The following is a 26,214-nucleotide window of genomic DNA, read 5'->3' as shown; positions in this document are numbered from 1 at the left end:
GCTTGTGCCCACAGCGCGCGGGCAGCAGATAGATCTGTGGAGGCCACTGCGCGAGCTTCGTCATCTAACGCATTGCCCCAGTTGTAGGCAGCCTCATGCATGTTTTGCAACATTGCATAGTGCTGTTCTAAGGTTGCTAACCAATGCTTACGGTTTACCGGATCTGCTTTTTCATAAACCTCTTGCGCCCAATAACCTGCATTAAATTGCGCACTTTCATCTGCTACATTGAGCAAGGTCAGCGCTTTCCAGAGCTCATAAGCTTCACGCGCTTGCGCTTTATTGGGGTGCTCTACCTGACTCGCCTTAATGGCGCGCGTCAGCAATTGATCTATAGGTTCAGCCGTCTGCTCTAATGCAGTTACTGCTACAGCGATTTCATCGGATTCTGAGGATGCCTGTCCTGATTGAAATTGCCCAGCTGTTTCTCGTAACGCCTTAAGTCTCTGGGCATTCTCAGCACCTTCTTTTTCATGCACTTTCAGCATACTCAATGCTTGTGCCGCTTCTTGCTTGACGCGACTTAGTTCCGCTTCCGTAGTGAGCCCTTGGCTTCGCAAGCTTTGCGCAGCGGCCTCCGCTTCTTGCTTCATAGCAAGGAACTCGTCTTTAGTCTCTTTGAATCGTTTACGCTCTTCTTTCTGAAAGCGCATCGGTAGCCAAATACCACCAATTGCAGCCAAAATACCAAAAACCGCCAGCCCGATACCAATAGACGTTAACCACCAATCCACGCTTTTGCGTTGCGTCTCCAGCAGCCTTTGCTCTTGCACATCAAGGCGACTGATTAAAGAATTCAAACCAAGGTTTGGCTCCAAAGCTTGATCTCTCGGAAACGCCACCACAGTTACCGCAACGGCTTGTGCAGCGCTGGGGTCAGCAGCATCAGGGGCCATTCCCGCAAAGCTTGCAATGCAAGTCAGTGCCGCAGCCACAGCAGTAAGTGTTTTGCGAAAAGAGAGTATTTTTTGAGAAAAAACCATTTTTTGTTTGTTTTATTAAACCTAATAGCTATCGATGCAATAGCAGAAATCGATTAAAGCCCTTTTCGCTTAAATCTCTAGCATCTATATCTCACCCAGCAGCCAACTACTGCCCATGGCGAAATACTCCCGCAGCCAAGCGTTGAAGCACGTGGCCAGCGGCGTAGGTGCAGCCACTGGGTAGACCTGCAGCAAATCTTGCTGCTTCGCCACACGCATAGCGCGCATCAAGTGAAAGTCGCTGCTGACCATGGCCATTGGCGCGTTCGCAGAAATTCCGCGCTCTGCCAGCAAGGCGCGGCTGAGTTTGAGGTTCTGCTCGGTGCTGGTGCTGAGCTTTTCCAGCACCAGTTGATCTGCCGCAATGCCGTGGCGCTGCTCTAAATAGCGGGCCATGACTTCGGCTTCAGACTCTTTCTCGCCCCAGTCCACACCGCCGCACACTGCTATCAAGGCTGAGGGTTGCAGCTTTGCCAGTTCGGCAGCAGCATCCAGCCGCGCGGCCAATATGGGGCGGGGTTGACCGTTTTGCGTGCCGCTGCCCAGCACCACAATGGATTGCACGGGCGGCACTTGCTTGGGCGCTAGCCCCAGACTGAAAAGCTGGCTCCAGAACCAAAACAGACTCAGCAGCCAGATGGCAAAAAAGGCCCAGCCCAGCGCCCATAGGCGCGCATGCAGCGGTTTGGCCGCGCGCCAGCCTTGCACGCTCTGCCATTTCCAGCAATACAGTCCAGCCGCCACGCCCATGGCCGCTGGCAACAATACGCCGATATGGAAGTGACCCATGACCATTAACACGACAGCATTGACCAGAAGCAATGCAGCAGCCACGCCTAGGCAGGCTCGGGCGAGTTTGCCTAGGGTAGAGATTGTTGCTTTTGATTTCATAGCTGTATATGTATTTGGCATAAGTGCTAGAAGCTTATTTGATTCAAAACCACCTGATTCAAACTTCGCCACAAAAGTGTAGAAAAGCCCGCTGAGGCTGAGCTTTGCGGGCTTTCTATTTCAGAGCCTGGCTGCCTGCGCGTTCAGCCATGTCAGCGCGGGCAGCCAACTCTGAAAGACCTTCATCACTCAAATTCCAGAATGATGTCGTCCACCGCCAGCGAGTCGCCCTTGCCCGCGCTGACTTTGCTGACCACGCCGTCTTGTGCGGCAAACAGGATGTTTTCCATCTTCATAGCTTCAATCACCGCCAGCTTTTCACCGGCCTGCACCTTCTGACCAGGCTGCACCGCCACGTCGACCAGCAGGCCGGGCATGGGCGAGAGCAGGAATTTGGACATGTCTGGCGGTGCCTTGTAGGGCATCAGCGTGTGCAGTTGCGCACCCAGCGGCGAGAGCACCATGGCATCGATCTGCGTGCCGTTGTGCGTAATGCGCAGGGCCAGCGGGTTCTTGGGCGTGCCACGCTCTACCTGTACGGTGAAGGGCTTACCGTTGCAAGTGCCTTGCAAACGCAACTCACGCATGGCGCTGAAGCTCTGGAATTCGTAGCGCTTGCCGTTCAGGGTGACGGTGCTCTTGCGACTGTCAAATTCAAAGTTTGACACCGTGACCGCATGCTGCTGGTTCTGCCCTTCGGCGCCCAGAATGACCACGGTGTAGTTGGCCGACACAGCCAGCTCATAGCCGCGCATCTGGCCGCTGATGGTGGCGGCACGCGCGCGGTAGCGGCGGTTCATGTGCGCGGCCAGCGCAACCAGGAAGTCGGGATCGCTGTGCGGCACATCGCTGGCGTTAAAGCCGTGGGCGTAGTGCTCGGCAATAAAACCGGTGTTGAAGTCGCCCGTCTGGAACTTGGGGTGGGCCAGCAAAGCGGCCTGGAACGGGATGTTCGAGCTGATGCCGCGAATCACAAAGCCGTTGAGCGCTTCACGCATCTTGGCAATCGCCTCGGCCCGGTCTTTGCCGTGCACGATGAGCTTGGCGATCATCGAGTCGTAGAACATGGGGATTTCGCCACCGTCGACCACGCCAGTGTCCACACGCACGCCCTGCAGGTGCTCGGTGTCGCCCTGCCACATGGTCTGCTCAGGCGGGTTAAAGCGCACCAGGCGGCCGGTCGATGGCAGGAAGTTGCGGAACGGGTCTTCGGCGTTGATACGGCACTCGATCGCCCAGCCGTCGCGCTTCACATCTTCTTGCTTGATCTCCAGCTTTTCGCCAGCGGCCACGCGGATCATCTGCTCGACCAAGTCCAAGCCGGTGATGCACTCAGTCACTGGGTGCTCCACCTGCAAGCGGGTGTTCATTTCCAAGAAGTAGAAGTCCTGGTCCTTGCCCACCACAAACTCCACCGTACCGGCGGATTGGTATTGCACGGCCTTGGCCAGGGCCACAGCCTGCTCACCCATGGCTTTGCGGGTGGCGTCGGTGATGAAGGGGCTAGGCGCTTCCTCAATCACCTTTTGGTGGCGGCGCTGGATGGAGCACTCACGCTCATTCAGGTAAATGACGTTGCCGTGGCTGTCGCCCAGAATCTGGATTTCAATGTGGCGGGGCTGCTCGACAAACTTCTCAATGAAGATACGGTCATCGCCAAAGCTGTTGCGCGCTTCGTTCTGGCAGCTGGCAAAGCCTTCGAAGGCTTCTTTGTCATTGAACGCCACGCGCAGGCCCTTGCCACCGCCGCCAGCCGAAGCCTTGATCATCACGGGGTAGCCAATGCCCTTGGCAATCTCGACAGCCTGCTCAGGGCCGGCAATCGGGTCGTTGTAACCCGGGATGGTGTTGACCTTGGCGGCATTCGCCAGCTTTTTGGAGGCAATCTTGTCGCCCATGGCGGCAATCGAGTGCGCCTTGGGGCCGATAAAGGCAATGCCCTCTTCTTCACAGCGCTTGGCGAAGGCTTCGTTCTCGCTCAAAAAGCCGTAGCCAGGGTGAATGGCCTGCGCACCGGTGCTTTTGGCCGCTGCAATGATGCGGTCAGCCACCAGATACGACTCGCGGCTGGGCGCGGCACCAATGTGCACGGCTTCATCGGCCAGCTTGACGTGGCGCGCTTCCTTGTCTGCATCGGAATAGACCGCCACGGTCTGGATGCCCATTTTCTTGGCGGTGGCGATGACACGGCAGGCGATCTCGCCACGGTTGGCGATCAGAATTTTGGTGAACATGTGCTTATCTCCTTGTTGTTGTTGTTCTTCTTACAGCGGGATGTTGCCGTGCTTGCGCCATGGATTCTCAAGCTGCTTGTTCTTGAGCATTTCCAAGCTGCGGCAGATGCGCTTGCGCGTTTCGTGCGGCTGAATCACATCGTCAATAAAGCCACGCGCACCGGCCACAAAGGGGTTGGCAAAGCGTTCTTTGTATTCCGCTTCGCGGGCGGCCAGCTTGACGGGGTCGTTCTTGTCTTCACGGAAGATGATTTCCACCGCGCCCTTGGCGCCCATCACGGCGATTTCGGCGTGTGGCCAGGCCAGGTTCACGTCACCGCGCAGGTGTTTGGAGGCCATCACGTCGTACGCGCCGCCGTAGGCCTTGCGGGTGATGACGGTGATTTTGGGCACGGTGCACTCTGCGTACGCGTACAGCAGCTTGGCGCCGTGCTTGATGATGCCGCCGTATTCCTGCGAAGTGCCGGGCATGAAACCGGGCACATCGACAAAGGTAATGACGGGAATATTGAACGCATCGCAAAAGCGCACAAAGCGCGCCGCCTTGATGGAGGACTTGATGTCCAGGCAACCGGCCAGCACCAAGGGCTGGTTGGCCACAATGCCCACGGTCTGACCGGCCATGCGGGCAAAACCAATGATGATGTTCTTGGCGTAGTCGGGCTGCAGTTCAAAGAAATCGCCATCGTCCACGGTCTTGAGGATCAGCTCCTTCATGTCGTAGGGCTTGTTGGCGTTTTCGGGCACCAGCGAGTTCAGCGACATTTCCGCACGGTCTGCGGGATCGGTCGTATCGCGTACCGGCGCTTTTTCCTTGTTGTTCAGCGGCAGGTAGTTGTAGAGGCGGCGCAGCATCATCAGCGCTTCGACGTCGTTGTCAAACGCCATGTCGGCCACACCGCTCTTGCTGGTGTGGGTCACGGCACCGCCCAGCTCTTCGGCCGTGACTTCTTCGTGCGTGACGGTCTTCACCACTTCGGGGCCGGTCACGAACATATAGCTGCTGTCCTTGACCATGAAGATGAAGTCGGTCATGGCGGGCGAGTACACCGCGCCACCGGCGCAGGGGCCCATGATCATGGAGATCTGTGGCACCACGCCCGAAGCCAGTACGTTTTTCTGGAACACATCGGCATAACCGCCCAGCGAAGCCACGCCCTCTTGAATGCGGGCGCCGCCCGAATCATTCAAGCCAATCACGGGAGCGCCCACCTTCATGGCTTGGTCCATCACCTTGCAGATCTTCTCAGCGTGGGTTTCGGACAGTGCGCCGCCAAACACGGTGAAATCCTGGCTGAACACAAAGACCAGACGGCCGTTGATCATGCCGTAGCCGGTGACCACACCGTCGCCGGGGATCTTGGTGTCTTCCATACCGAAGTCGGTGCAGCGGTGCTCGACAAACATGTCCCACTCTTCGAACGTGCCGTCGTCCAGCAACAGCTCAATGCGTTCACGTGCCGTCAGCTTGCCCTTCTTGTGCTGGCTGTCGATACGTTTTTGCCCGCCGCCCAGGCGGGCCTGTTCTCTTTTGGCTTCCAGCTGGGCCAGGATGTTGTTGTGTTCCATATGTCTTCCTCAGATCCTCTTCAAATAGAGATAGCAGTTTTTTATTGCATGTAATGTCGATTAAGAACTGTACAGGCCGTGATTTATTCGTTTTTGTGAGCTGTCTGCGCTTGCTCCATATGGGCTGCAAGCAGATTTCGTGCTGCAGTGCTGGCCGCCAGCGTGCCCTGTGCCACTTGTGCCTGGGTCTGTGCCAGCATGGCTTGCACCTGTGGGTGGGACTTGAAAGCGAGCTTGAGGCCCGCATCAATGCGCTCCCACATCCAGTCCAGCGACTGCTTCTCGCGCCGCGCTGCCATGCGGCCATTGGCGCGCTGCAACTGCGCAAACTGCTGCACGTGCTGCCAGAAGGTATCTACGCCCTCGCCTTTCAGTGCGCTCAGCTGCATCACCTTGGGCTGCCACAGCTGCAGGTCGTGCGCTGCATGGTCCGGGTGGCCATGCATGCCCAGCAAACGCAGGCTCGAGGTGATTTGCGCTTGCGCCCGGGTGGCCGCATTGGGGTCAATGTCGGCCTTGTTGATCACCACCAGGTCTGCGCGTTCCATCACGCCCTTTTTGATGGCCTGCAGGTCGTCCCCCGCATTGGGCAGTTGCAGCACGCAGTACATATCGGTCATGCCGTGCACGGCAATCTCGCTTTGGCCCACGCCCACGGTTTCAACAATCACCACGTCGTAGCCTGCGGCCTCGCACACCAGCATGGCTTCGCGTGTTTTCTCGGCTACCCCACCCAGCGTGCCGCTGGAGGGGCTGGGGCGGATATAGGCACCGGGGTTGACCGACAGCTGCTCCATGCGGGTTTTGTCCCCCAGGATGGAGCCGCCAGAGACGGTGGACGACGGGTCAATCGCCAGCACCGCCACACGCAGGCCTTGGCCCGTGAGGTACATGCCCAACGCTTCAATGAAGGTGGATTTCCCCACCCCCGGCACGCCGCTGATGCCCAGGCGCAGGGCTTGGCCCGTGTGCGGCAGCAAAGCCGTGAGCAAGGCATCGGCCTGCGCACGGTGATCGCTGCGCGTGGATTCCAGCAAGGTGATGGCCTTGGCCATCGCTCGGCGCTGCGCGGCAGGGTTGCCGCGCAGAATGCCTTCTTGGAGTTGCTCAGGAGTCACAACAAGCCCTCGAATCCAGCGGCTTAGAGCGCTGCAGCTCGCTTGATGTTCTCCAGCACATCCTTGGCACTGGCGGGGATGGCCGTGCCGGGGCCGTATATGCCCTTGACGCCCGCCTTGAACAGGAAGTCGTAGTCCTGCGCAGGCACCACGCCGCCCACGAAAACGATGATGTCGTCTGCACCCTGCTTTTTGAGCTCATCGATGATGGCGGGCACCAAAGTTTTGTGGCCGGCAGCCAGCGTGGAGACACCGACTGCGTGCACGTCGTTCTCAATCGCCTGACGGGCACACTCTTCGGGGGTCTGGAACAGCGGGCCCATGTCCACGTCAAAGCCCAGGTCTGCAAAAGCGGTGGCCACGACTTTCGCGCCACGGTCGTGGCCGTCCTGGCCCAGCTTGGCGATCATCACACGGGGGCGGCGGCCCAGTTGCTCCGCGGCCTGGTCAATTTCGCCCTTGAGTTGCTCCCAGCCCTGGGCCGAGTCATAAGCGGCTGCGTACACACCGGTCACCTTTTGTGTATCCGCACGGTGGCGGCCGAAGATTTTTTCCAGCGCATCAGAGACTTCACCCACGGTGGCGCGCAGGCGGATCGCCTGAATGGACAGTTCCAGCAAGTTGCCTTGGCCGCTTTGCGCTGCAGAAGTCAGAGCGTCCAGCGCTTGCTGCACCTGGGCTGCATCGCGTTTTTGCTTGATAGTGTTCAGACGCTGAATCTGGCTGTCGCGCACCTTGACGTTGTCAACTTCGAGAATCTCGATCGCGTCTTCCTTGGCCAGCTTGTACTTGTTGACACCGACGATCACGTCCTTGCCCGAGTCGATGCGCGCCTGTTTTTCGGCCGCTGCTGCTTCAATTTTCAGTTTGGCCCAGCCACTGTCAACCGCCTGGGTCATGCCGCCCATGGCTTCCACCTCTTCAATGATGGCCCAAGCCTTGTCCGCCATCTCTTGCGTGAGCTTTTCCATCATGTAAGAACCCGCCCAGGGATCGATCACATTCGTGATGTGGGTTTCTTCCTGAATGATCAGCTGCGTGTTGCGCGCAATACGGGCCGAGAATTCGGTGGGCAACGCAATGGCTTCGTCAAAGCTGTTGGTGTGCAGGCTTTGCGTACCGCCAAACACGGCCGCCATGGCCTCCACCGTGGTGCGCACCACGTTGTTGTACGGGTCTTGCTCGGTCAGGCTCCAGCCCGAAGTCTGGCAGTGCGTACGCAGCATCAGGCTCTTGGGCTTTTTGGCGTCAAAGCCCTTCATGATGCGGCACCACAGCAGGCGCGCCGCGCGCATCTTAGCAATTTCCAGATAGAAATTCATGCCAATCGCCCAGAAGAAGGACAGGCGACCCGCGAAGTCATCCACATCCATGCCCTTGGCAATCGCAGTTTTGACGTATTCCTTGCCGTCGGCCAGGGTGAAGGCCAGCTCCAGCGCCTGGTTGGCCCCGGCTTCTTGCATGTGATAGCCGGAAATCGAGATCGAGTTGAACTTGGGCATGTTCTTGCTCGTGTACTCGATGATGTCGCCAATGATCTTCATCGACGGCTGGGGCGGGTAGATATACGTGTTGCGCACCATGAACTCTTTCAGAATGTCGTTCTGAATGGTTCCGGACAGCTGGTCTTGCGACACGCCCTGCTCTTCGGCCGCCACCACATAGCCGGCCAGCACCGGCAGCACAGCGCCGTTCATGGTCATGGACACGGACACTTTGTCCAGCGGGATCTGGTCGAACAGAATCTTCATGTCCTCGACCGAGTCAATCGCCACACCGGCCTTGCCCACGTCGCCCGTCACGCGGGGGTGGTCCGAGTCATAGCCGCGGTGGGTGGCCAGGTCAAAAGCCACAGAAACGCCCTGCCCACCAGCTGCCAGCGCCTTGCGGTAGAAAGCATTCGATTCTTCAGCCGTCGAAAAACCAGCGTACTGGCGAATCGTCCAGGGGCGACCAGCGTACATGGTGGTTTGTGGGCCACGGATGAATGGCTCAAAACCCGGCAAGGTGTTGGTGAAAGGCAGGTCTTGGGTGTCTTGTGCGGTATACAGCGGTTTGACGGTGATGCCGTCGGGTGTCACCCAGTTGAGGTTGTTCACATCGCCTGCGGGAGAGGCTTTGGCAGAGGCCTTCACCCAATCGGACACACTCGCTGTTTGAAATTCTGCTGTACCTGTGGCCGTTGTCTGGCCTTGTTTTGCATCCATACCCATGACTTCGACTGTCTCCGTTGTGGTCGTGTACTGGAAAACTCCAGTTCATCCGCCCTTGTTGTGATTCATAATTATTGATACATAACTACGACACAGCCCATAGGGTAAACACCAGCCTCATGAACGACACCAGCACACTGCTCACCCCCAAGCCCCTGTATATCGAGGTGGCAGAGCTCGTTCGCCAACGCATTTACAGCCGCGAACTGGCGCCAGGCAGCTGGATCGATGAAATGAAAATGGTGGAGGAGTTCGGCATCAGCCGCACGCCTTTGCGTGAAGCGCTCAAGGTGTTAGCTGCCGAAGGCCTGGTCACCATGAAGGTGCGCCGCGGTGCCTATGTGACCGAAGTGTCCGAGCAGGATTTGCGCGACGTCTACCACCTGCTCGCCTTGCTGGAGAGCGATGCTGCCGCCGTGGTGGCTCAAAAGGCCAGCGCCCAAGAGCTGCAGCAACTGCAAGCCCTGCACCAGGAGCTGGAAGCCGTGGTGGGTGATGCCAACCGCTTTTTCCAGATCAACGAGCAGTTCCATATGAAGCTGCTGGCCTTGTGCAACAACCGCTTTCTGTCGCAATCGGTCGCGGATCTGCGCAAGGTGATGAAGCTCAATCGCCACCAGTCGCTGTTCAAGCAAGGCCGCATTGAAGACAGCTTGCAAGAGCATGCAGCCATCATGCGCGACCTCCAGGCCCGCGATTCTGAAGCTGCGCGCCGTGCCATGCAGGCCCATTTCCACAATGGCTTGGCCGCTGCGGCCTCGCAGTAATCCGCTGTAGTCAGGCTGCTCTCCTACAGACAAATTACAGTAAGAAACAAAAATTACCTCATAGGTCTTCTCAATCGGGCCAAGTCATTTATTTGGAATAGCACGTTTTAATTCATGTAATGTTGATTCATTGGTTGTTTTAGACACCTTCTTGCAAAGGAATCTGCGTGCTTGATCCATTTGTTTTTGACAACGCGAGCGATCAATCCGTCCTTCATTTTGTTCACGTCAGCCATGACATGGGCTTGGTCTTGCTCTCACTGCTGGTGGCCTTCATCAGCAGTTGCTCTGCTTTTTACATGGCGCACACCAACCGCCAGGCTGCGGCGGTCAGCCACCGGCGGGTGTCTTTGCTGTGCTCCAGCATGGTGCTGGGCCTGGGCATCTGGGCCATGCACTTCATTGGCATGCTGGCCATGCACCTGCCATTTCCAGTGGGCTACAACACGGTGGGCACGGCGGTTTCCATCATTCCAGGCATGGTGGCGGCAGGCTTGGCGCTGTGGTCGCTGCAAAGCGAAAACCCCTCTACCCTGCGCATTCTGAGCAGCGGCCTGTTGGTGGGCCTGGGCATTGCAGGCATGCATTACAGCGGTATTAGGGCGCTGGAGTTCAACGGACAGGCTTTTTTCCAGCTGCCGCTTTTTGTACTGTCTTTCTTGCTTGGCCTGGCATTTGCCACGGCGGCATTTGTCTCACACCGCGCCATTTTCCAGTGGCCCCTGCAGCGTCAGCGCTGGTACTGGCACCTGATGCCTCCCCTGCTGATGACTGTGGCCATGGCCAGCATGCATTACGTCTCCATGCATGCGCTGCGCTTTGTCGCGCACCCCGAGTCATCCAAGACCATCCACGGCAGCATCGGCATGTCTGACCACCAGACGCTGTCCCTGACGATCGCCACCATGGCCTGCGTGGTGTTTCTGATCTTTGGGCTGGCCAACGCGCTGTTGCGCTACCGCGATCTCTGGCAAGCCGTAGCGGCGCGTGATGCCCGCCTGCATGCCATGGTGGATACGGCCAAAGATGGCGTCATCACCATCAACGACAAGGGGCTGGTGCTGGACTTCAACGCTGCGGCCCAGCGCATCTTTGGCTACGGCCCCGAAGAAGTCATTGGCAACAATATTTCCATGCTCATGCCTTCTCCGCTGGCGGAGCAGCATGACGGCCATCTGCACAAGCACATTGGCAAGCCAGACAAGCCTATTTCCGTCAACGGGCGCGAAGTACTGGGCAAACACAAAGATGGGCGCCATGTGCCTTTGCAGCTGGCCATTGGCAAGGCATTCACCGCAACGGGCACTATTTTCGTGGGCTATCTGCAAGATATTTCCGAGCGCAAACGCACCGACGCCCAGCTGCGCATTGCGGCCAGCGTGTTCCAGCATGTGCGCGAAGGCGTGGCCATTGTGGATGCCAACCACAACATCTCGGATGTGAACCCGGCCTTTTTGCGCCTGATGGAAAAAGTACGCGAAGACTGCATCGGCAAGGCGCTGGAAGCGCTGTATGAAGATGCAGACATTCCCCCGGACATGAGTAAGCTGTGGCAAACCGTTGCGGTGCACCAGTACTGGCAAAGCGAGATCATGTTCACGCGCACCAATGGCTCGGTGTGGATGCAGCGCCTGTCCATCTCCCCGGTGCTCAATGAACTCAAGCGCCCGCACCACTTCATCGCCGTCATCAGCGATGTGAGTGAGCGCCCGGGCCTGGAGGCCATGCTCCCGCACGCAGATCTGCACGACAGCCAGACCGGCCTGCCTTCGCAAAAGCTGTTCATGGACCGCCTGAGCAACAGCTTGCTCAGCGCCCGGCGCAAATCCGAATATGTGGGCGTGCTGCTGATCCACATCATCCCCAGCACCACGCCTGCCATGCATGCAGTCGATGCAGACACCACCGCTGTGCTGCGCCTGCTCGCACAGCTGCTGCAGCAGCAACTGCGCAGCACCGACACACTGGCCCGCTATGGTGAAACCCAGCTGGCCTTGCTGCTGCCAGGCATCAAGGATGCCGCCGCCTTCCGCGCGCTGGTGCAGCGCTTGGGGCAGTCCATTCTTGGTGCCGATGTGTCTTGTGGCAAATACAACGTCCAGGAAATCCAGCTGGGCTACACCAGCACGCTGCAGTCCAAGGGCACGGCCAATGAGCTGATGGTGCTGGCCAACGACGATCTCAAGCCCTGGCACGCCAACACCAAGCCACTGCTGCATTAAGCGCGGCAAGCAACGCCATCTGTGCAGCAGGTGGTGCGCAGGCTTGCGCAGTGCAGCTGCGCCGCACGCAGGCGCCATGGATGGAAGCAGCGCATGAACGTGTTAACCACATGCGAAACGTGTGCAGAAGCGGCAAAAATCACCGTTTGATTGCACGCCTTCGCTGAGACCCCCTGCATGCCCACTTGTCTGGATGATGATGCTCTCCCCACCCTCTCGCCCCTGCAGGGCGACCAGGTGTTCGAGCACTGGCTGCGCACCTGCGGCCAAAACCCCTGGGAGCCGCTGAGCCCGCACGCTGCCAAGCCCTATGGGTTTATCTGGCAGTCATGGCTGCGCTTTCTGGCGGGGGGCGATGTGGGCGATCCGCTGACCTGGGCCACAGCCACGCCCCAGCAGGTGCTCGCGTTCATCAACCATGGACCGCAAAGCCCCAAACGCAGCCAGCCCAGCGACATCACACGCCGGCGCTACTGGCGCGTGCTCGATCGCGTCTATGACCATGCCGTGCTGCACCGCTGGGCCGCAACCAACCCCGCCCAGGGGCTGACCGCGCAGGATGTACCGCCCAGCGAAGACCCTCAAGGCGCCATTTTGTCGCCCCGCATGTGGCGTGCGCTGGCCCGGCAAATTCCGGCGGCGCAGGATTTGATCAGCAGCCGCGACCGGGCGGTGCTGGTGCTGTTGATGGAGCTGGGGCTGACACCCGAAGAAGTGCGCTTGCTAGAAATTGGGCATCTGCGCTGGTCACAGACCGCGCCCGGCACGATTGAAGCCATCCAGATCGAAGGCGAGCGCGACCGGCAAAGCCGCACCCTGCCTGTGTCCGCCAAGCTGCACAGCGCCCTGCACCACTGGCTGCAGGAACGCGCGGGCTACCACGCCATGCAGGGGCAGACGGCACTGTTTTGTACGCGCAAGGCGCCGCAGCTGTCCAACCACACCCTGCTGCACCTGGTGACCAAAACCCTGCAGCAAGCGGCCGCCGCCAGCCAGCTGCCCGAGCCCGCACGCATGGGCCCGCAGGTGGTGCGCAACACCGTGCTGGTGCAATGGCTGGACAGTGGCTGCTGCGTGGACGATGTGTTGGCCCGCGCCGGCATGAAGAGCCCCAACGCACTGCAGCATTTGCGCGCCTACTTTGGCGACGATGCCGGGCTGCGCTGATACCGCCAGCTTTCAAAGTAGATCGGCCATAAAAAAAGGAGCTGCCTGCGCTGATCAAACCTGGCATTCAACGCAAAAAGCATTGAGAACCGAAGTTGGACGAGCGCAAGCAGCTCCTGTTTTAGAGGAAACCGCCAGCAGCAAAGGCCTGCTAGACCGGTTCCCTCCCCTGTGACCTCTTACTTCAAACCCGCCTTTTTGGCCGCGAAGTACTCTTTGGTCAGCTTGGCAATCACGGGCGACAGCAGCAGCAGCGAGATCAGATTCGGAATCGCCATCAGCGCATTGAGCGTATCGGCCACCAGCCACGCCACATCCAGCGTCACCACCGCGCCCACAAACACGCCCACCACCCACAGGATGCGGAAGGGCTTTTCGCAGATAGGACCCACCAGATACGTCCAGCACTTTTCGCCGTAGTACGCCCAGCCCAAAATCGTGGTGAAGGCAAACAGCGCCAGCGAAATCGCCAGCAAATACTTGCCAATACCGGGCATGGCCGCCTCAAAGCTTTGCGTGCTCAGCACCGCGCCGCTGGCGCCGCTGTTCCACACACCGCTCACCACAATCGCGAGGCCCGTCATGGTGCAAACGATGATGGTGTCGATGAACGTGCCCATCATGCCGACGATGCCGGAGAACACGGGGTCCTTGCTCTGGCCTGCGGCTTGGGCAATACCGGCGGTACCCAGGCCCGCTTCATTCGAGAAAATACCGCGCGCCACGCCCATGCGAATGGCCATCAGCACGGTCGATCCGGCAAAGCCACCGACGGCAGCCGTGGGGTTGAACGCCTGCTCCACGATCAAGGCAAAGGCGGCCGGAATGCGGTCCACATAGACCCCCAGCACCCACAGCACGCACAGGATGTAGACCACGCACATGGAAGGCACCAGCTTTTCAGCCACCGCACCAATGCGCTGAATACCACCCAGCACCACGGCCGCTGTCAGCACGGCAATCACCGTGCCCGTCACCCAGGTGTCCAGGCCAAAAGCGCTCTCCATCGCCGAAGAAATACCGTTGGCCTGCACCATGGCACCAATACCAAAGCCCGCCAGGCCACCAAACACGGCAAACGCCGTCGCCAGCCAGCGCCAGCGTGGGCCCAGACCATTCTTGATGGCATACATGGGGCCGCCCACCCACTGGCCCTTGGCATTTTTTTCGCGGTATTTGACGGCCACCACCACTTCGGCGTACTTCGTGGCCATACCCACCAGCGCAGTCATCCACATCCAGAACACGGCACCGGGGCCACCCACCGCAATGGCAGTGGCCACACCGGCAATATTGCCCGTACCCACCGTGGCCGACAGCGCCGTCATCAGCGCCGCATAGGGGGAGATATCGCCATGCGCACTGTCCGTGGCGGTGCGGCTCTTCCAGATCATCCGGAAGCCATAGGCAATATTGCGCAAAGGCATGAAGCCCAGGCGCAGCTGCAGATAAAAGCCCGTCCCCAAAATCAGCACGATCATCGGGACGCCCCAAACCAGACCGTTGAGGTTCTGGAGCCATTCTGTGAGTTGTTGCATACCGTGTTTTTCTTCAGTTGTCAGCATCTGTGCAGCCACCACCCTTTGGTGCCCGCGCAAATGGCAAGGGCGACATTCTCCGCCTGCGATGCAATTTATGCATTGCATGATGCGCTTTTCCCCTGAAGTCGCTTGTGCTCTGGCGCACAACTTGCTTGATTGCGTGCTTGATTTTTCCTTCTCGGAGAGCCTTCATGCGCACGCTGTACATCGTCAAAACGGGCAGCACTTTCCCCGCTATCTCTCAGTCACTGGGTGATTTTGAAGACTGGATTGCCGCAGGCTTGCACGCACCCGATGGCCTGCCCAGCGCGCCACTGCCTGTTGCGGTGCTTGACGCCACCACCCATGACCCAGCCACAACGTGGCCGGCGGCCGACGCTTGCGCCGGCGTGGTCATCAGCGGCTCGCACGCCATGGTCACCGAGGCCGCGCCGTGGATGCTGGCGCTGCAAGATTGGCTGGGCGGTATTTGCCAAGCCGGCGTCCCCGTGCTGGGTATTTGCTTTGGTCACCAACTGCTGGCCCAGCTGCTGGGCGGCCAGGTCGGTGCCCACCCCGCCGGGCTGGAACTGGGCACCGTGCCCGTCGCCGTGCAGGCCGATGTCACGCACGACCCCTTGTGGCAGCACATGCCCAGCTGCTTTGAGGCCCAGGTGGTGCACTACCAAAGCGTGCGTCGTTTGCCGCCACAGGCTTGCGCGATAGCTGGCAACTCCCACGAGCCCCACCAGGCATTCCGCTGGCGCCACAACGTCTGGGGCGTGCAGTTTCACCCGGAGTTCAGCGCCGCCGCCATGCAAGGCTATATCGATCACATTGCCCTGAAACGCTCCACACCGCTGCGTTGCGGCCCCACACCCGATGCGGCACAGCTGCTGGCGCGCTTTGCCCTGCATGCCCAACGCTGGGCGCACACGCCCCAGCACAGCCCCCAGAGCACATGCGCCTGATGGCGCTGCAGCAGCCCTCGCCCCACCGGGCTTGCGCTGTGCGCTTTGCAAAGAAAGGTAAATAAAGCTGCTGTCCGACGCACACCCCCAGCCAGGTCTTCTAGAGTGGCAACATTCTTTTAAAGGAGGCCTGCAAATGATGGGATTACTGAGTACGCTGCTCGTGGGTTTGATCGTCGGCCTGATTGCCCGCGCCCTCAAGCCCGGTGACGACAGCATGGGCTGGATCATGACCATTGTGCTGGGCATCGTCGGCTCCTTCCTCGCAGGCTATGCCGGCGTGGCCATGGGCTTCTACCCCGAAGGCAGCAGCGCAGGCTGGATTGCCTCCATCATCGGCGCCATCGTGGTTTTGTTTGTGTACAACTTTGTGCGCAGCAAATCCAAAGGCTGAGCCTGATTGCCCATGAACGCATCCACCCTGCATGACAGCCCCGCGCTGGGGCCCATGGGCCATATGCCTGCGACAGACGCTGCGCTGCAGCAGGCCGTGGCCCGTAGCCGTGCCAAGCTGCACAAGCGCGCGCTGGTCGCAGGCGCAGCCAGCGCCGTGCCCATTCCTGGGCTGGACTGGGCTGTGGATGCGGCCATTCTCTCCAAGCTGCTGCCCAGCATCAGTGAAGAGTTTGGCCTGGCGCCCGAGCAGCTGGATGCGCTCGACCCCACCATGCGTGACCAGGTCAACAAGGCCGTCTCCTTGGTGGGTTCGGTCTTCATTGGCAAGCTGCTCACCCGCCAAATGGTGCTGCGCATTGCGCGCACCGTTGGGGCCCGCATGGGCGCCAAGCAGTTTGCCAAGTTTGTGCCTTTTGCCGGGCAGGCCATTGCGGCTGCCGTGGGCTATGGCGCTTTGCGCTACCTGGGGCAACGCCACATCAACGACTGTGTGCGCGTGGTTGAGCAAGCCCAAAATGCCCAGTCCCAAGCCAGCGCAAGGTGGCGCACACCACCCTCTTCGTGACGCACACGGCCCTGCACACCACCCGCGCCCGCTACAGGGCGCATTTTTTTGCGGCCTAGCCCGTCGCCTGACGGGCACGCAATGCTTAAATAGCGGCATGACCAGCCCGCAATATTGGCTCATGAAAAATGAGCCCGATGAATACTCCATCGATCACGCCCTGAACGCGCCCGACCAGTGCATGCCGTGGACCGGCGTGCGCAACTACCAGGCGCGCAACTTCATGCGCGACCAGATGCAAGTGGGCGATGGGGTGCTGTACTGGCACTCCAGCTGTGCGGAGCCTGGCATCCACGGTATTGCGCGCATTGCTGGCAACTTGCGGGTGGACCCCACACAGTTTGACCCGGCCGATCCGTATTACGACCCCAAATCCCCTGCCGACAAGCCGCGCTGGCTCATGCTTGATGTACAGGGCGTCAAAAAAACCCGCTATGTCTCAATTGCCGAGCTGCGCGAACACCCTGCACTGGCGCAGATGCGGGTGCTGCAGCGCGGCAACCGGCTGTCCATCACGCCGGTAACACCCGAGGCATGGCACTACATCCAGGACACGCTCCTGAAATAAACAGAAAGCAGCGCTATGCACGGAATGGGTATGTTTGATTTCAGCTCCTGGTCTTCGCTGGCCACCACCGTGCTGGGCCTGCTGCTCATGACGGTGCTGATGATGGGGGTGCGCCTGCTGTTCATGCAGACCATCCAAAAGCGCCGTGAGCGTGAAAACCGCCAGATCAACGAGCGCTTGCGCACCTTGATTGCGGCCTACAAAACGCTGGGCGGCTCGTTCACTGGCAACCTGACCGTCAGCCCCGTGCACCTGCGTGCGGCACGGGCCGCGGCCAGTGAGGCGGCCAGTGAGGCGGCAGAGCAGCCGCTGATCGAAGGCCTGGAGCCCGATGACGACGACGACAGCGCCATGACCGGTGGCAACACCGAGCGCCAGCGCCGCACGCGCGACACCGTGGAGGCCGCCTTCTCCGACATCATCTTGCTGGGCACCGAGGAGCAGGTGCGCATGGCCGCGCAAGCGGCGCAAGACATGGTGGAAGGCCGCCCGGTACGCACAGCCGCGCTGGTGATGTCCTTGCGCCAATTCATTCGCGCAGCGCTCTACCTGGAGGCGATTCCTGCCGACGTCAGCATTCCCAACCAAGGGCCGCTGCGCCCGGGCAGCACCGGCAACGGTGCCCGTCGCAGCGGCAATACCGAATCCGCAGGCGGTAATGCACGTGGCGGTGGCGGTGGTGGAGGAAATGGTGGCGGCGGCGGGGGTATGGGTGGCGGCATGGGGCTGGGCATGGGCATCGGTGCCCGGCGCGACGATGGGCTGTAAGCCTATCCAGCCCTCTCACACGCTTTCAAATCCATAGCTATTAGCGCTTGATACACCTTTGTTTCAAGCCATTTTCGCCCCTATTTCTTCGTACACCATTCAGCCAGATCCCTCACGCTGCAGTCACGCGGTAGCTCGATAACGCGCACCGGCGGCGCACCTGTTGTACAGGTGTTTGGGCTTTCAGTGGATAAACTGTATATTCGTACAGTCACCTGTATTTTTCACCTATGCAACGCCCCAACGCCTTTCCCACCGACCATGGCCACACCCTGATGCTCACCGCTGAGCAGCAAGCCATTGTCTACAGCAAGGCGGCCTCAGCCATCATGGCGGCCCTGGCGGGCACGGGCAAAACCACCACGCTGGCCTGCCGCGCCGTGCACGCCTTGCGCACCCAGCCGCAGGCCCGGATTCTGGTGCTGGCTTACTCCAAAGCGGGCGTGCAGGCTTTTCGCCAGCGCCTGCAGATGCTGCTGCAACATGTGCCCCCTCAGATTCATGTGACCACGCTGGAGCGTTGGAGCGCACGCGTGCTGCGCCAGCGCGATGCCGCTGTGCGCTTTGTCACCGACCCGCTGGAGCTGCGCAGCCAGGCCCAGCAGGCGCTGGCCTTGCTGGAAGAGCAGCTGCAGCGCCAACCCGACGCGCGCATTGAGCTGCCCACCGAAGTGGACATGCAGGCCTTCAACGCCTTTCAGCGCGCCGCCAAGCAATCGCTGCTGCTGCAGCGCCTGCAGGACGAAGGCTGCGACTTGGCCACGTTTTGTGAGGAGCACCTGCTGGACCACACCCAGGCACGCCTGTTCACCGCATATGAGCGTCTGCGCATTGATAACTGCGGCGACACCCGTTACTACGCCGAGGGCGACTGCACCTACGCGCTGACGCAAGATGCCAACACGCCGCTGCCCGCCACCTATGACCTGGTGCTGTTTGACGAAATGCACGACCTGGATCTGGCCTCGCTGACCGTGCTGCGCCGTCTGCTGCACGACAGCCAGGCGCAGTTTCTGGGCGCCGGTGACTTCAACCAGCACATTGAGGCCCAGGCCTGGTCCGTCTTTCAGGACAAGCTGCACCAGCTGGCCGATTTTCTGCCGCACGCCACCGAAAGCCTGCCGCTGACCCAGTCGCGCCGCTTTGGCCCACCGCTGGCCCAGGCCGTCAACCGCTGGTTTGCCGTCGACATGAAAGCCGCCAGCAACCGCCGCACCAGCGTGCTGCAGTGGCCCTACACCAGCGATGCACACTGCCTGCAGCTGCTGCTGCAGGCGCAGGCCTCGCTCACCGCGACCGCACCGGCCTCCGCCAGCACGGCCAGCCCCAGCGTGCCCGCTGGGCAGACGCCGCCGCTGACCGTCATCTTGCGCCATGCGCACGAGGCCACCGCCATCGAATGGGCCGTGCACCGCGCGGGCAAAACCGTCAGCCTGCATGGTCTGCAACCGCTGTACCTGCAGCGTGAGTTGGCCCTGCTGCTGGGCCTGCTGTACGCCCACGGCATACAGGCTGCGGACTGGAAGAACGCGCCGTGCCTGCTGGACACCGCCACGCTGGCGGCTTTTGTGGATGGCGCCCTGTACTTTGGCAAGGGCCGCGTCGATGCGCAGCAGCCCGGCGCCGATCTGGCCACCATGGCCGCGCAGATGCACGCCAACCCGCACATCATCTGGCGCTTTTTAGTGGGAGAGCACAGTCTGCAAGGCGGGCGGCGCAACTTTGCCGCCTTTGGCAAATTCCTCAACCTGCCCCAGGCCTTACAAAGCGATGCCCAGGCACTGCTGCAGCAAGCCGACCTGTGGGGCCTGTTCGCAGGCACCCCCATGCCGCAGGAGGACCAAGCACGCCTGCAGGCGCGCGTGGAGAGCTTTCTGGCCGCCATTGCCGGCCTGACCGTGCCCCAGGTGCTACAGCACGTGGCCGCCATGGCCCGCCGCGCGCAGCAGGCGCAGCGCCAGGGCACGGGTTTTGACTTCCATCTGTTGAGCATTGAGCAGGCCAAGGGCCAGGAATTTGACTGCGTGGCCCTGCCTTTTCTGGCGCCCGGTCGCTTTCCCGCACCCGCCCCGCGAGAGACCGCTTTTCTGGAACGCAACCGCCTGTACGTGGCCATGACCCGCGCGCGCCACAAGCTGTGGCTGCTGGAAAGCGCGACGCAGCCTGTACAAGCTTTTGACAGCTCCGCCCTTTAGGCACAATCGCTGCCTGCTACCCTTTTGTGATTGACTGACTCAGAAAGAGAACCACCATGGCCTTTGCCGACAACCTGCAACAACTGCCCGCCATTGACCACATCGCCGAGCTACAACTGCTCGATGCCCAGGGCCAGATTGCCGCCACCATTCCCAACCAGCCAGGCAAGGCCGGCTCGGTGCGCCTGTACAACGCGCTGGCTGCCAAGCACGGCAGCATCAACGTGGCCGCCGCCCAGGAAGGCCTGGAGCTGTTTGCCGAACACACCGAGGCCGCGCGCCAGCACCCCGGCAGCCACCCCAATATTGACCGTCTGTTCGATGTGATCAGCAGCGGCGTGGGCTACGAAGTCAAGCTGATCGCGGCCTGAGCCCCATCAAGCATCCAGCATGCCGCCCTTGCCAGGGTTGCGGCGCCAAGGCTCCTGCGGGAGCCTTTTTCTATGGCTATGTCTATGTGATGGTTTTCATAGCTGAAAGCGCTGGCTGAATAAGGGCTGGAAGCCATTTCCGCTAAAAACTTCCAACGCGCGTATTGGCGTATTGGTATTGCCGAGCTTCCACAGCCAGCCACCTTTTTCAGCCGCACCAATGACAAAAGCCCAGTTCGCTTGCACGAACTGGGCTTGTATATCTTGGCAGGGGAGGAAGGACTCGAACCCTCGCATGCCGGAATCAAAATCCGGTGCCTTAACCAACTTGGCGACTCCCCTACGACGCTCTTGCCTGCATCTACAGACCAGAACAAATCTGGCAGGGGAGGAAGGACTCGAACCCTCGCATGCCGGAATCAAAATCCGGTGCCTTAACCAACTTGGCGACTCCCCTTCAGAGAAGCCGTGATTATGCCGTCACTTTTTGCACCAAAAAGTGAAAAAACCAAAAATTTGCATACAAGACTGTCGTTTGCTGCTCACTTTTTCAGCAGAACGCGGCGAAATGCTGCAGTTTGCCTGTTTTTTAGGCAAAACACCCGCCTGCTATGCGCCTGACGCATACCCAGCCCCTCCCCGGCTGGCTGGCGAGCTCAGGAACCCGATGCAGATCGGCCATTTACCGTGGGCATTGTGCGCTGCATCACCACCACCAAACCACTCAGCACCTGCTCGCGCAGGCGGTCGCGGGCGTTATGCGCCTGTTGCCGCGCTTTGTAAAGTGACCCGCTCGCATGCCCATGCCGTTCACGCATACATGGCTGCGTCCTGCAACGGCGCCCCGCCACGGTTGCCTACACTGGCTGCATGGAAACCCTGCTGACGGCCGATTTCTGGATCGGCATCTTCAAGATCATTTGGATCGACGTCATCCTCTCCGGAGACAACGCCGTAGTTATCGCCCTCGCAGCGCGCGCACTGCCCCCAGAGCAGCAGCGCAAAGCCATTTTGTGGGGCTGCGGTTTTGCCATCGTGCTGCGCATCTGCCTGACCGTGGTGGCCGCCAAGCTGATGCAGTTTCCGTTGCTGGAAATTGTGGGCGGCTGTCTGCTGCTGTGGATCGGCGTGGGCTTGCTCAAGGGCGAAGACGCCGGCGATGACGCCCAAGGCAGTGGCAAGCGCAACGGCAGCATCTTCACCGCCATTCGCACCATCTTGCTGGCCGACCTGGTCATGTGCCTGGACAACGTGATTGCCGTTGCTGCCACGGCCCAGGGCGATATGACGCTGCTGGTCTTTGGCCTGGCATTGAGTATTCCGCTGGTGCTGTTCGGCTCGACACTGATGATCAAGCTGATGGACCGCTTCCCCTGGATTGTCATGCTGGGCGCAGGCCTGATTGGCTGGGTGGCGGGCGAGACCATCGTCAACGACCACCTGCTGCAAGACTTCAGCGCGCAGTACCCCGCCATCAAATACGTGGCAGCAGTGTGCGGCGCAGCCTTCGTGCTGGGGGTCGGCCACTGGCTGCACCGGCGCCAAAAACCGGCTGCCACGGCCTGACCATCCCCCTCTCTCTTCGACCCACAGTCAAAAGGCCTTCGCAAGAAGGCCTTTTTGCTGGGCACTAGGAAACGGGCATCGGGTACTGCCCTGCCCGCATCAGGTGCTGGATTTGTCCAGTTTGCGCAGCGCTTCTTGCTCGCTGCGCGACGAGTCCTTGGCAAACTGCTGGTAGCGGCTGCTGTTCATATAGATAGGCAGCATCTCAAAGCGTTTGAGCATGGCCTGGTAGCTGTCCATCTCCATGGCCTGCTTGAACGCATCGTGCAGCCGCGCTTGCACCTCGGCTGGCATGTTCTTGGGGCCGACCAGGCCAAACGGCGAATACTGGGTGGTGGGCAAGCCCAACTCCATCAAGGTGGGTGTGTTCGGCAGCGTGGGCAGGCGCTTTTCCGTCCACACATTCAGCGCCACCATGCGGCCTTCGTCCACATAGGGAATGACCGCGCTGGTGTCTGCGGCCACCATCACCTCGCCCGCCATGGTGGCGCGCATCAGCTCGGCCGAGCCCTTGTACGGCACGTGCACCACATCCATGCCCAGCTGCTGGGCAATGATGGCGGATGTGACATGCGGTGAGGTGTAGGTGCCGGTGTTGCCGATGGTCAGCTTGCCCGGGTTGGCCTTGGCCCAGGCCACCACGTCCTGCCAGCGCTTGAGGCCCGACTGTGTGCTGGCCACCATGCAAAACGCATAGCCGGTGACGTTGATGATGTAGCTCAAGTCCTCCACCGGGTTCCATTTCAGTCCGGTTGTGAATGGCAGGCGCATCACGCTCATGGGCAACTGTGCCAGTGTGTAGCCGTCTGCCATGGTCGATTGCAGCTGCGCGGCAGGTAGCGAGCCCGAGGCACCGGGGCGGTTTTCCACAATGATGGGCTGCCCCAGAATTTTGGAGGCGTTCTCCGCCAACTGGCGCATAGTGATATCGGTCGGGCCACCGGTCGGAAACGCCACCACCAGCTTGATGGCGCGCTGCGGAAAGGGCTTGCTGGCCAGCGCCACGCCGGGCACGCTGCCCCAGCTGGCCGCTGCCAGCGCGGAAAGGCCTGCTTGCAAGCAGGTTCTGCGACGTAAGGTCATCTTATTTGTCTCCCATTTAATTGTTTGGCGACAATTAGTCTAGGTGCGAAGACAAAACGCTCTTCTCGCAGAAAACCCTTAGATTGAAACCCTTGGTCAGCGCCTGCAGTACGCCTGCACTGCGTGACCAAGCTGTCGTCAATTTCAAGCAAAAAATGTCTTTGATGCAGGCACAGCAAAGGCTGGCAGCTATAAAAAAAGCGCTCCCTTGCGGAAGCGCTGTATCGCCAACAACAAGGCTCAGACCACTGCGGGAAAGCCGCTGCGGCCTGGTGCCATGCACTCAGTCTGCCGCTGGCAGCTTGCCATCGCGCAGCAAGGCATAGACCAGTGCCACAAAGTAGCGCATACCCAGCGGCAGCACGTTGTCGTTGAAGTCGTACTTGGGGTTGTGCAGCGAGGCGCTGTCCTCGCCATTGCCCAGCCAGATATAGACACCGGGACAAGTCTGCGCCATGAAAGAGAAATCTTCCGATGCCATGCTGGGCTTCATGTCGCGGCGCACCTGGCCGCTGCCCAGCACCTCGCCCAACACCTGCGCGCACACTTCGGCGTGCACCGGGTGGTTGATGGTGGCGGGGTAGCTGACGCGGTAGTCCAGCTGCGCCTCCAGCCCATGCAGCGTGCATGTGGCGGCAATCACATCGCGAAAGCGCTGCTCAATGCGGGCACGCTGGTCCATGTCAAAGCAGCGCACGGTGCCGCGCAGCTTGATCACCTCGGGCATCACGTTGTAGGTATCACCGGCGTTGAAGCTGGTCACGCTCAGTACGGCGGGCTTGTGCACTTCCTGCTCGCGCGCAATCAGCGCAGGCAGCTGGGTCACCAGCTGGCAGGCCGCCAGCAGCGCATCTTTGCCCAGGTGCGGCATGGCGGCGTGGCAGCCTTTGCCCGTCAGGCTCAGGTCAAACACATCAAAAGCCGCCATCACCGCTTCGCTGTGCACTGCCGCCGTGCCCGCAGGCAGGCCGGGCCAGTTGTGCATGCTGTAGACCGCCTGCATGGGAAAGCGCTCAAACAGGCCATCGGCAATCATGGCGCGTGCGCCGCCTTCGTTCTCTTCGGCCGGCTGGAAGATGAAATGCACCGTGCCCGCAAAGTCAGGGGCTGAGGCCAGCGCCTGGGCCGCACCCAGCAGCATGGTGGTGTGGCCGTCGTGCCCGCAGGCGTGCATGCGCCCTTCGTTGACGGATTTGTGCGCACACGCGTTCAGCTCCTGCACATGCAGCGCATCCATATCAGCGCGCACGCCGAAAGGCTAAGACTATATCTGCGTGTTATTTACACTTGTTTCTGTTTTTTGTTCTAATAAATAGAACGCACCAGCCGCCACGGCTTTTCCCTCTGAGCCACCGACCTTCCCCGCCCCATGCTCGCATTTAACGATTCCCGTGCTCGCTATCTGTATGAGGCCGTTACCACGGGCAGCGTGCGCAACGCGGCCGAAAAACTGGGCATCGTGCCCTCGGCCGTCAGCCGCCAGATCGCCTTGCTGGAAGAATCTTTGGGCGTGCCCCTGCTGGAGCGCCACCGCAGCGGCGTAGCCCCCACGCAGGCGGGCAGCCTGATCCTGGACTATTACCGCCAACACCAGTCCCACCAGCATGACATGCTAGCCAAGCTGTCTGCGCTGCGCGGGCTGCACAGCGGCAGCGTCAGCATTGTCAGCGACGAAGGGTTTGCCCAAGAGCTGGTGGAAGGCCCCATCCGCCAGTTCCGCGCACAGTACCCCGGTGTGTCCATCGCGCTGGAGATTGAAGGCACGAACGAGATCATGCGGCGTGTGCGCGAGGACCAGGCCGAAATCGGGCTGGTGTACTACGCCCCAGCTGATCCGCTGGTGCGCGCACGCAGCAAAGTGCGCCAGCCCATGCACGCCATCGTGGCGGCCCAGCACCCGTTGGCCGATCAGCCACACACCAGCTTGCAGGCGCTGACGCAGTGGCCAATGGCTCTGCTGCAAGGTGTCTACGGTATTCGCCAGCTGGTAGAGGCGGCCGAGCATACGGACCAGATCCGCCTGAGCCCCGCGCTCACCAGCAACCTGATTTCGGTGCTGATGCACTTTGTCTGCAGCGGCCAGGGCATCACGCTGCTGCCGCCCTGCGCCGTCACGTCTGAGCTGGCCCAAGGCTTGGTGCGCGCCATTCCCATCCACAACCCGGCTTTTGAGCATGCCGAAATGCAGCTCATCACCCGCGCGGGCCGCCAGCTCTCGCCAGCCGCCAACCGTTTTCTGGAGTTTTGCCTGCAAGGCATGCAGGCCTTCCAGACTTCGGCGGAAAGCCCGGACTGAGGTTAGGCATCAAAACCGCCTGAAACCCTGATACAAATTGCGCTGGCAGCTATAGATTCAAAGAATATTTCCACCCCTGCGCGGGCTGGAAGGTCGGAGCACGTACCAGGGATGGGTCGAGGGCGACGCGATCCCGTCAGCGGTAAGCGGTACGCATGTGCCTTGGAAGAAAGCAGAAGTGCGCGGCAGGCGGGCAGCTACCACCGCCCTACCGCAACCCCATCGCAGCGCGCCATTGCGCCGAAGATGCGGGTGCGGGTGCGGGTGCGTGTGCTGCGCTGGTGACTACTGGGCGGTGTCCGCGCCCTGCACCGCAGGTGTCGATGTAGCCGGTGTGGATGCAGCCGCTGCTGCAGCGGCGCGGGCTTCTTCTTTTTTCTTCTTGCCCTGGTCGTAGTGCCACTTGATGGCAAAGAACATGCACGTTCCAAACACCACTACCTTGAACGTAATAAAGACTACCGGAACCCAATCCATCGCTATCACCTGACACTGTCTATCGCGGGGCACAAGGCCTCAAAGAGCGGCTTGCGCCGCTTGGTTGTTGTGGGATGCAGACCATTGCTGAATCCGGCGTGGATCATACGCCTGTCCCCTCCTGGCCGCTGGCTGGTGATGGCCGCTGCCCACGCCAAGGCCGCGCCATAGGGTCTTTGCGCACGGCCCTTAGAATAGGGTTTGGGTGGTGCATAAGACGGTGCATCAGGAAAGTAGCGAAGGTCGGGCCGCCTCGCTGCTTTTTTTCGTCTAC

23 protein-coding genes and 2 tRNA genes are annotated in these 26,214 nt (G+C 60.4%); 12 read left to right on the top strand and 13 right to left on the bottom strand.

The window, feature by feature from the left end:
* The 6 genes from AC27VO_RS11690 to scpA form a co-directional block, all read right to left on the bottom strand.
* On the bottom strand, nucleotides 1–983 hold a 983-nt coding region (locus AC27VO_RS11690), incomplete at its 3' end, for a hypothetical protein (protein ID WP_488666886.1).
* Between the two features lie 84 nt (nucleotides 984–1,067).
* Nucleotides 1,068–1,874 (bottom strand): YdcF family protein, encoded by an 807-nt coding sequence (locus AC27VO_RS11685; protein WP_488666885.1) that lies wholly within the window; start codon nucleotides 1,872–1,874, stop codon nucleotides 1,068–1,070.
* Between the two features lie 185 nt (nucleotides 1,875–2,059).
* Nucleotides 2,060–4,108, bottom strand: coding sequence for an acetyl-CoA carboxylase biotin carboxylase subunit (locus AC27VO_RS11680; protein WP_488666884.1), 2,049 nt, complete (start codon nucleotides 4,106–4,108; stop codon nucleotides 2,060–2,062).
* Between the two features lie 30 nt (nucleotides 4,109–4,138).
* Nucleotides 4,139–5,677 carry an acyl-CoA carboxylase subunit beta gene (locus AC27VO_RS11675; protein WP_488666883.1) on the bottom strand — a complete coding sequence of 513 codons (1,539 nt, stop codon included), beginning with the start codon at nucleotides 5,675–5,677 and terminating at the stop codon, nucleotides 4,139–4,141.
* An 83-nt stretch (nucleotides 5,678–5,760) separates the two neighbouring features.
* On the bottom strand, nucleotides 5,761–6,795 hold the full coding sequence (meaB, locus tag AC27VO_RS11670) for a methylmalonyl Co-A mutase-associated GTPase MeaB (RefSeq protein WP_488666882.1): 1,035 nt from the start codon (nucleotides 6,793–6,795) through the stop codon (nucleotides 5,761–5,763).
* A gap of 23 nt (nucleotides 6,796–6,818) precedes the next feature.
* Nucleotides 6,819–9,002, bottom strand: a complete 2,184-nt coding sequence (scpA, locus tag AC27VO_RS11665) for a methylmalonyl-CoA mutase (protein WP_488666881.1) — start codon at nucleotides 9,000–9,002, stop codon at nucleotides 6,819–6,821.
* A 125-nt stretch (nucleotides 9,003–9,127) separates the two neighbouring features.
* Between scpA and AC27VO_RS11660 the strand changes: the two genes are divergently transcribed.
* From AC27VO_RS11660 to AC27VO_RS11650, 3 genes are all read left to right on the top strand, one after another.
* Nucleotides 9,128–9,775 (top strand): GntR family transcriptional regulator, encoded by a 648-nt coding sequence (locus tag AC27VO_RS11660; RefSeq protein WP_488666880.1) that lies wholly within the window; start codon nucleotides 9,128–9,130, stop codon nucleotides 9,773–9,775.
* A 167-nt stretch (nucleotides 9,776–9,942) separates the two neighbouring features.
* Nucleotides 9,943–11,997, top strand: coding sequence for a PAS domain S-box protein (locus AC27VO_RS11655; RefSeq protein WP_488666879.1), 2,055 nt, complete (start codon nucleotides 9,943–9,945; stop codon nucleotides 11,995–11,997).
* Between the two features lie 177 nt (nucleotides 11,998–12,174).
* Entirely contained in the window at nucleotides 12,175–13,164 is a 990-nt protein-coding gene (locus AC27VO_RS11650) for a site-specific integrase (RefSeq protein WP_488666878.1), read from the top strand.
* 179 nt (nucleotides 13,165–13,343) lie between these two features.
* Here the strand turns inward: AC27VO_RS11650 and AC27VO_RS11645 are convergent, their stop codons facing one another.
* A complete protein-coding gene (locus AC27VO_RS11645) occupies nucleotides 13,344–14,702 on the bottom strand; it encodes an alanine/glycine:cation symporter family protein (protein WP_488666877.1) in 1,359 nt (452 codons plus the stop codon).
* Nucleotides 14,703–14,896: 194 nt separating this feature from the next.
* Between AC27VO_RS11645 and AC27VO_RS11640 the strand changes: the two genes are divergently transcribed.
* The 7 genes from AC27VO_RS11640 (at nucleotide 14,897) to AC27VO_RS11610 (ending at nucleotide 20,518) form a co-directional block, all read left to right on the top strand.
* On the top strand, nucleotides 14,897–15,655 hold the full coding sequence (locus tag AC27VO_RS11640; RefSeq protein WP_488666876.1) for a glutamine amidotransferase: 759 nt from the start codon (nucleotides 14,897–14,899) through the stop codon (nucleotides 15,653–15,655).
* A gap of 136 nt (nucleotides 15,656–15,791) precedes the next feature.
* Nucleotides 15,792–16,049 (top strand): GlsB/YeaQ/YmgE family stress response membrane protein, encoded by a 258-nt coding sequence (locus AC27VO_RS11635; protein ID WP_488666875.1) that lies wholly within the window; start codon nucleotides 15,792–15,794, stop codon nucleotides 16,047–16,049.
* 12 nt (nucleotides 16,050–16,061) lie between these two features.
* A complete protein-coding gene (locus tag AC27VO_RS11630; RefSeq protein WP_488666874.1) occupies nucleotides 16,062–16,616 on the top strand; it encodes a hypothetical protein in 555 nt (184 codons plus the stop codon).
* Between the two features lie 97 nt (nucleotides 16,617–16,713).
* The gene (locus tag AC27VO_RS11625) at nucleotides 16,714–17,184 is read left to right on the top strand and encodes an EVE domain-containing protein (protein WP_488666873.1); all 471 of its coding nucleotides are present in this window, start codon (nucleotides 16,714–16,716) and stop codon (nucleotides 17,182–17,184) included.
* Nucleotides 17,185–17,208: 24 nt separating this feature from the next.
* Complete coding sequence (locus tag AC27VO_RS11620; RefSeq protein ID WP_488666891.1) at nucleotides 17,209–17,952, top strand: hypothetical protein; 744 nt, start codon at nucleotides 17,209–17,211, stop codon at nucleotides 17,950–17,952.
* Nucleotides 17,953–18,182: 230 nt separating this feature from the next.
* Entirely contained in the window at nucleotides 18,183–20,147 is a 1,965-nt protein-coding gene (locus AC27VO_RS11615) for a UvrD-helicase domain-containing protein (protein WP_488666872.1), read from the top strand.
* A 56-nt stretch (nucleotides 20,148–20,203) separates the two neighbouring features.
* Nucleotides 20,204–20,518 carry a DUF2322 family protein gene (locus AC27VO_RS11610; protein WP_488666871.1) on the top strand — a complete coding sequence of 105 codons (315 nt, stop codon included), beginning with the start codon at nucleotides 20,204–20,206 and terminating at the stop codon, nucleotides 20,516–20,518.
* A 96-nt stretch (nucleotides 20,519–20,614) separates the two neighbouring features.
* Here AC27VO_RS11610 and AC27VO_RS11605 read toward each other — a convergent pair whose 3' ends face one another.
* The 3 genes from AC27VO_RS11605 to AC27VO_RS11595 form a co-directional block, all read right to left on the bottom strand.
* Nucleotides 20,615–20,764, bottom strand: a complete 150-nt coding sequence (locus AC27VO_RS11605) for a hypothetical protein (RefSeq protein WP_488666870.1) — start codon at nucleotides 20,762–20,764, stop codon at nucleotides 20,615–20,617.
* A 19-nt stretch (nucleotides 20,765–20,783) separates the two neighbouring features.
* Nucleotides 20,784–20,860: transfer RNA gene (locus AC27VO_RS11600), tRNA-Gln, on the bottom strand.
* Nucleotides 20,861–20,898: 38 nt separating this feature from the next.
* Nucleotides 20,899–20,975 (bottom strand) — tRNA-Gln (locus AC27VO_RS11595).
* Between the two features lie 413 nt (nucleotides 20,976–21,388).
* Here AC27VO_RS11595 and AC27VO_RS11590 point away from each other — a divergent pair.
* A complete protein-coding gene (locus AC27VO_RS11590; protein WP_488666869.1) occupies nucleotides 21,389–22,084 on the top strand; it encodes a TerC family protein in 696 nt (231 codons plus the stop codon).
* A 99-nt stretch (nucleotides 22,085–22,183) separates the two neighbouring features.
* Here the strand turns inward: AC27VO_RS11590 and AC27VO_RS11585 are convergent, their stop codons facing one another.
* Both AC27VO_RS11585 and AC27VO_RS11580 read right to left on the bottom strand, forming a co-directional pair.
* A complete protein-coding gene (locus tag AC27VO_RS11585; RefSeq protein WP_488666868.1) occupies nucleotides 22,184–23,167 on the bottom strand; it encodes a tripartite tricarboxylate transporter substrate binding protein in 984 nt (327 codons plus the stop codon).
* A gap of 283 nt (nucleotides 23,168–23,450) precedes the next feature.
* Nucleotides 23,451–24,416: an amidohydrolase gene (locus AC27VO_RS11580; RefSeq protein ID WP_488666867.1), complete on the bottom strand. Its 966-nt coding sequence runs from the start codon at nucleotides 24,414–24,416 to the stop codon at nucleotides 23,451–23,453.
* Nucleotides 24,417–24,536: 120 nt separating this feature from the next.
* Between AC27VO_RS11580 and AC27VO_RS11575 the strand changes: the two genes are divergently transcribed.
* Nucleotides 24,537–25,463 (top strand): LysR family transcriptional regulator, encoded by a 927-nt coding sequence (locus tag AC27VO_RS11575; RefSeq protein WP_488666866.1) that lies wholly within the window; start codon nucleotides 24,537–24,539, stop codon nucleotides 25,461–25,463.
* Nucleotides 25,464–25,748: 285 nt separating this feature from the next.
* Here AC27VO_RS11575 and AC27VO_RS11570 read toward each other — a convergent pair whose 3' ends face one another.
* On the bottom strand, nucleotides 25,749–25,940 hold the full coding sequence (locus AC27VO_RS11570; protein WP_488666865.1) for a hypothetical protein: 192 nt from the start codon (nucleotides 25,938–25,940) through the stop codon (nucleotides 25,749–25,751).
* Between the last annotated feature and the right edge of the window lie 274 nt (nucleotides 25,941–26,214).

The organism is Comamonas sp. 14P8.1.4 (assembly GCF_057799285.1).
The sequence above is the reverse complement of the archived record's forward strand: the minus strand, read 5'-3'. Positions and strand labels throughout refer to the sequence as shown.

What these genes read in the sequence shown, in the direction of transcription:
- AC27VO_RS11685 (WP_488666885.1), bottom strand. Translation starts at nt 1,874, where the DNA reads ATGAAATCAAAAGCAACAATCTCTACCCTAGGCAAACTCGCCCGAGCC.
- AC27VO_RS11680 (WP_488666884.1), bottom strand. Translation starts at nt 4,108, where the DNA reads ATGTTCACCAAAATTCTGATCGCCAACCGTGGCGAGATCGCCTGCCGT.
- AC27VO_RS11675 (WP_488666883.1), bottom strand. Translation starts at nt 5,677, where the DNA reads ATGGAACACAACAACATCCTGGCCCAGCTGGAAGCCAAAAGAGAACAG.
- scpA (WP_488666881.1), bottom strand. Translation starts at nt 9,002, where the DNA reads ATGGATGCAAAACAAGGCCAGACAACGGCCACAGGTACAGCAGAATTT.
- AC27VO_RS11660 (WP_488666880.1), top strand. Translation starts at nt 9,128, where the DNA reads ATGAACGACACCAGCACACTGCTCACCCCCAAGCCCCTGTATATCGAG.
- AC27VO_RS11650 (WP_488666878.1), top strand. Translation starts at nt 12,175, where the DNA reads ATGCCCACTTGTCTGGATGATGATGCTCTCCCCACCCTCTCGCCCCTG.
- AC27VO_RS11645 (WP_488666877.1), bottom strand. Translation starts at nt 14,702, where the DNA reads ATGCAACAACTCACAGAATGGCTCCAGAACCTCAACGGTCTGGTTTGG.
- AC27VO_RS11640 (WP_488666876.1), top strand. Translation starts at nt 14,897, where the DNA reads ATGCGCACGCTGTACATCGTCAAAACGGGCAGCACTTTCCCCGCTATC.
- AC27VO_RS11635 (WP_488666875.1), top strand. Translation starts at nt 15,792, where the DNA reads ATGATGGGATTACTGAGTACGCTGCTCGTGGGTTTGATCGTCGGCCTG.
- AC27VO_RS11630 (WP_488666874.1), top strand. Translation starts at nt 16,062, where the DNA reads ATGAACGCATCCACCCTGCATGACAGCCCCGCGCTGGGGCCCATGGGC.
- AC27VO_RS11625 (WP_488666873.1), top strand. Translation starts at nt 16,714, where the DNA reads ATGACCAGCCCGCAATATTGGCTCATGAAAAATGAGCCCGATGAATAC.
- AC27VO_RS11620 (WP_488666891.1), top strand. Translation starts at nt 17,209, where the DNA reads ATGGGTATGTTTGATTTCAGCTCCTGGTCTTCGCTGGCCACCACCGTG.
- AC27VO_RS11615 (WP_488666872.1), top strand. Translation starts at nt 18,183, where the DNA reads ATGCAACGCCCCAACGCCTTTCCCACCGACCATGGCCACACCCTGATG.
- AC27VO_RS11610 (WP_488666871.1), top strand. Translation starts at nt 20,204, where the DNA reads ATGGCCTTTGCCGACAACCTGCAACAACTGCCCGCCATTGACCACATC.
- AC27VO_RS11590 (WP_488666869.1), top strand. Translation starts at nt 21,389, where the DNA reads ATGGAAACCCTGCTGACGGCCGATTTCTGGATCGGCATCTTCAAGATC.
- AC27VO_RS11585 (WP_488666868.1), bottom strand. Translation starts at nt 23,167, where the DNA reads ATGACCTTACGTCGCAGAACCTGCTTGCAAGCAGGCCTTTCCGCGCTG.
- AC27VO_RS11575 (WP_488666866.1), top strand. Translation starts at nt 24,537, where the DNA reads ATGCTCGCATTTAACGATTCCCGTGCTCGCTATCTGTATGAGGCCGTT.
- AC27VO_RS11570 (WP_488666865.1), bottom strand. Translation starts at nt 25,940, where the DNA reads ATGGATTGGGTTCCGGTAGTCTTTATTACGTTCAAGGTAGTGGTGTTT.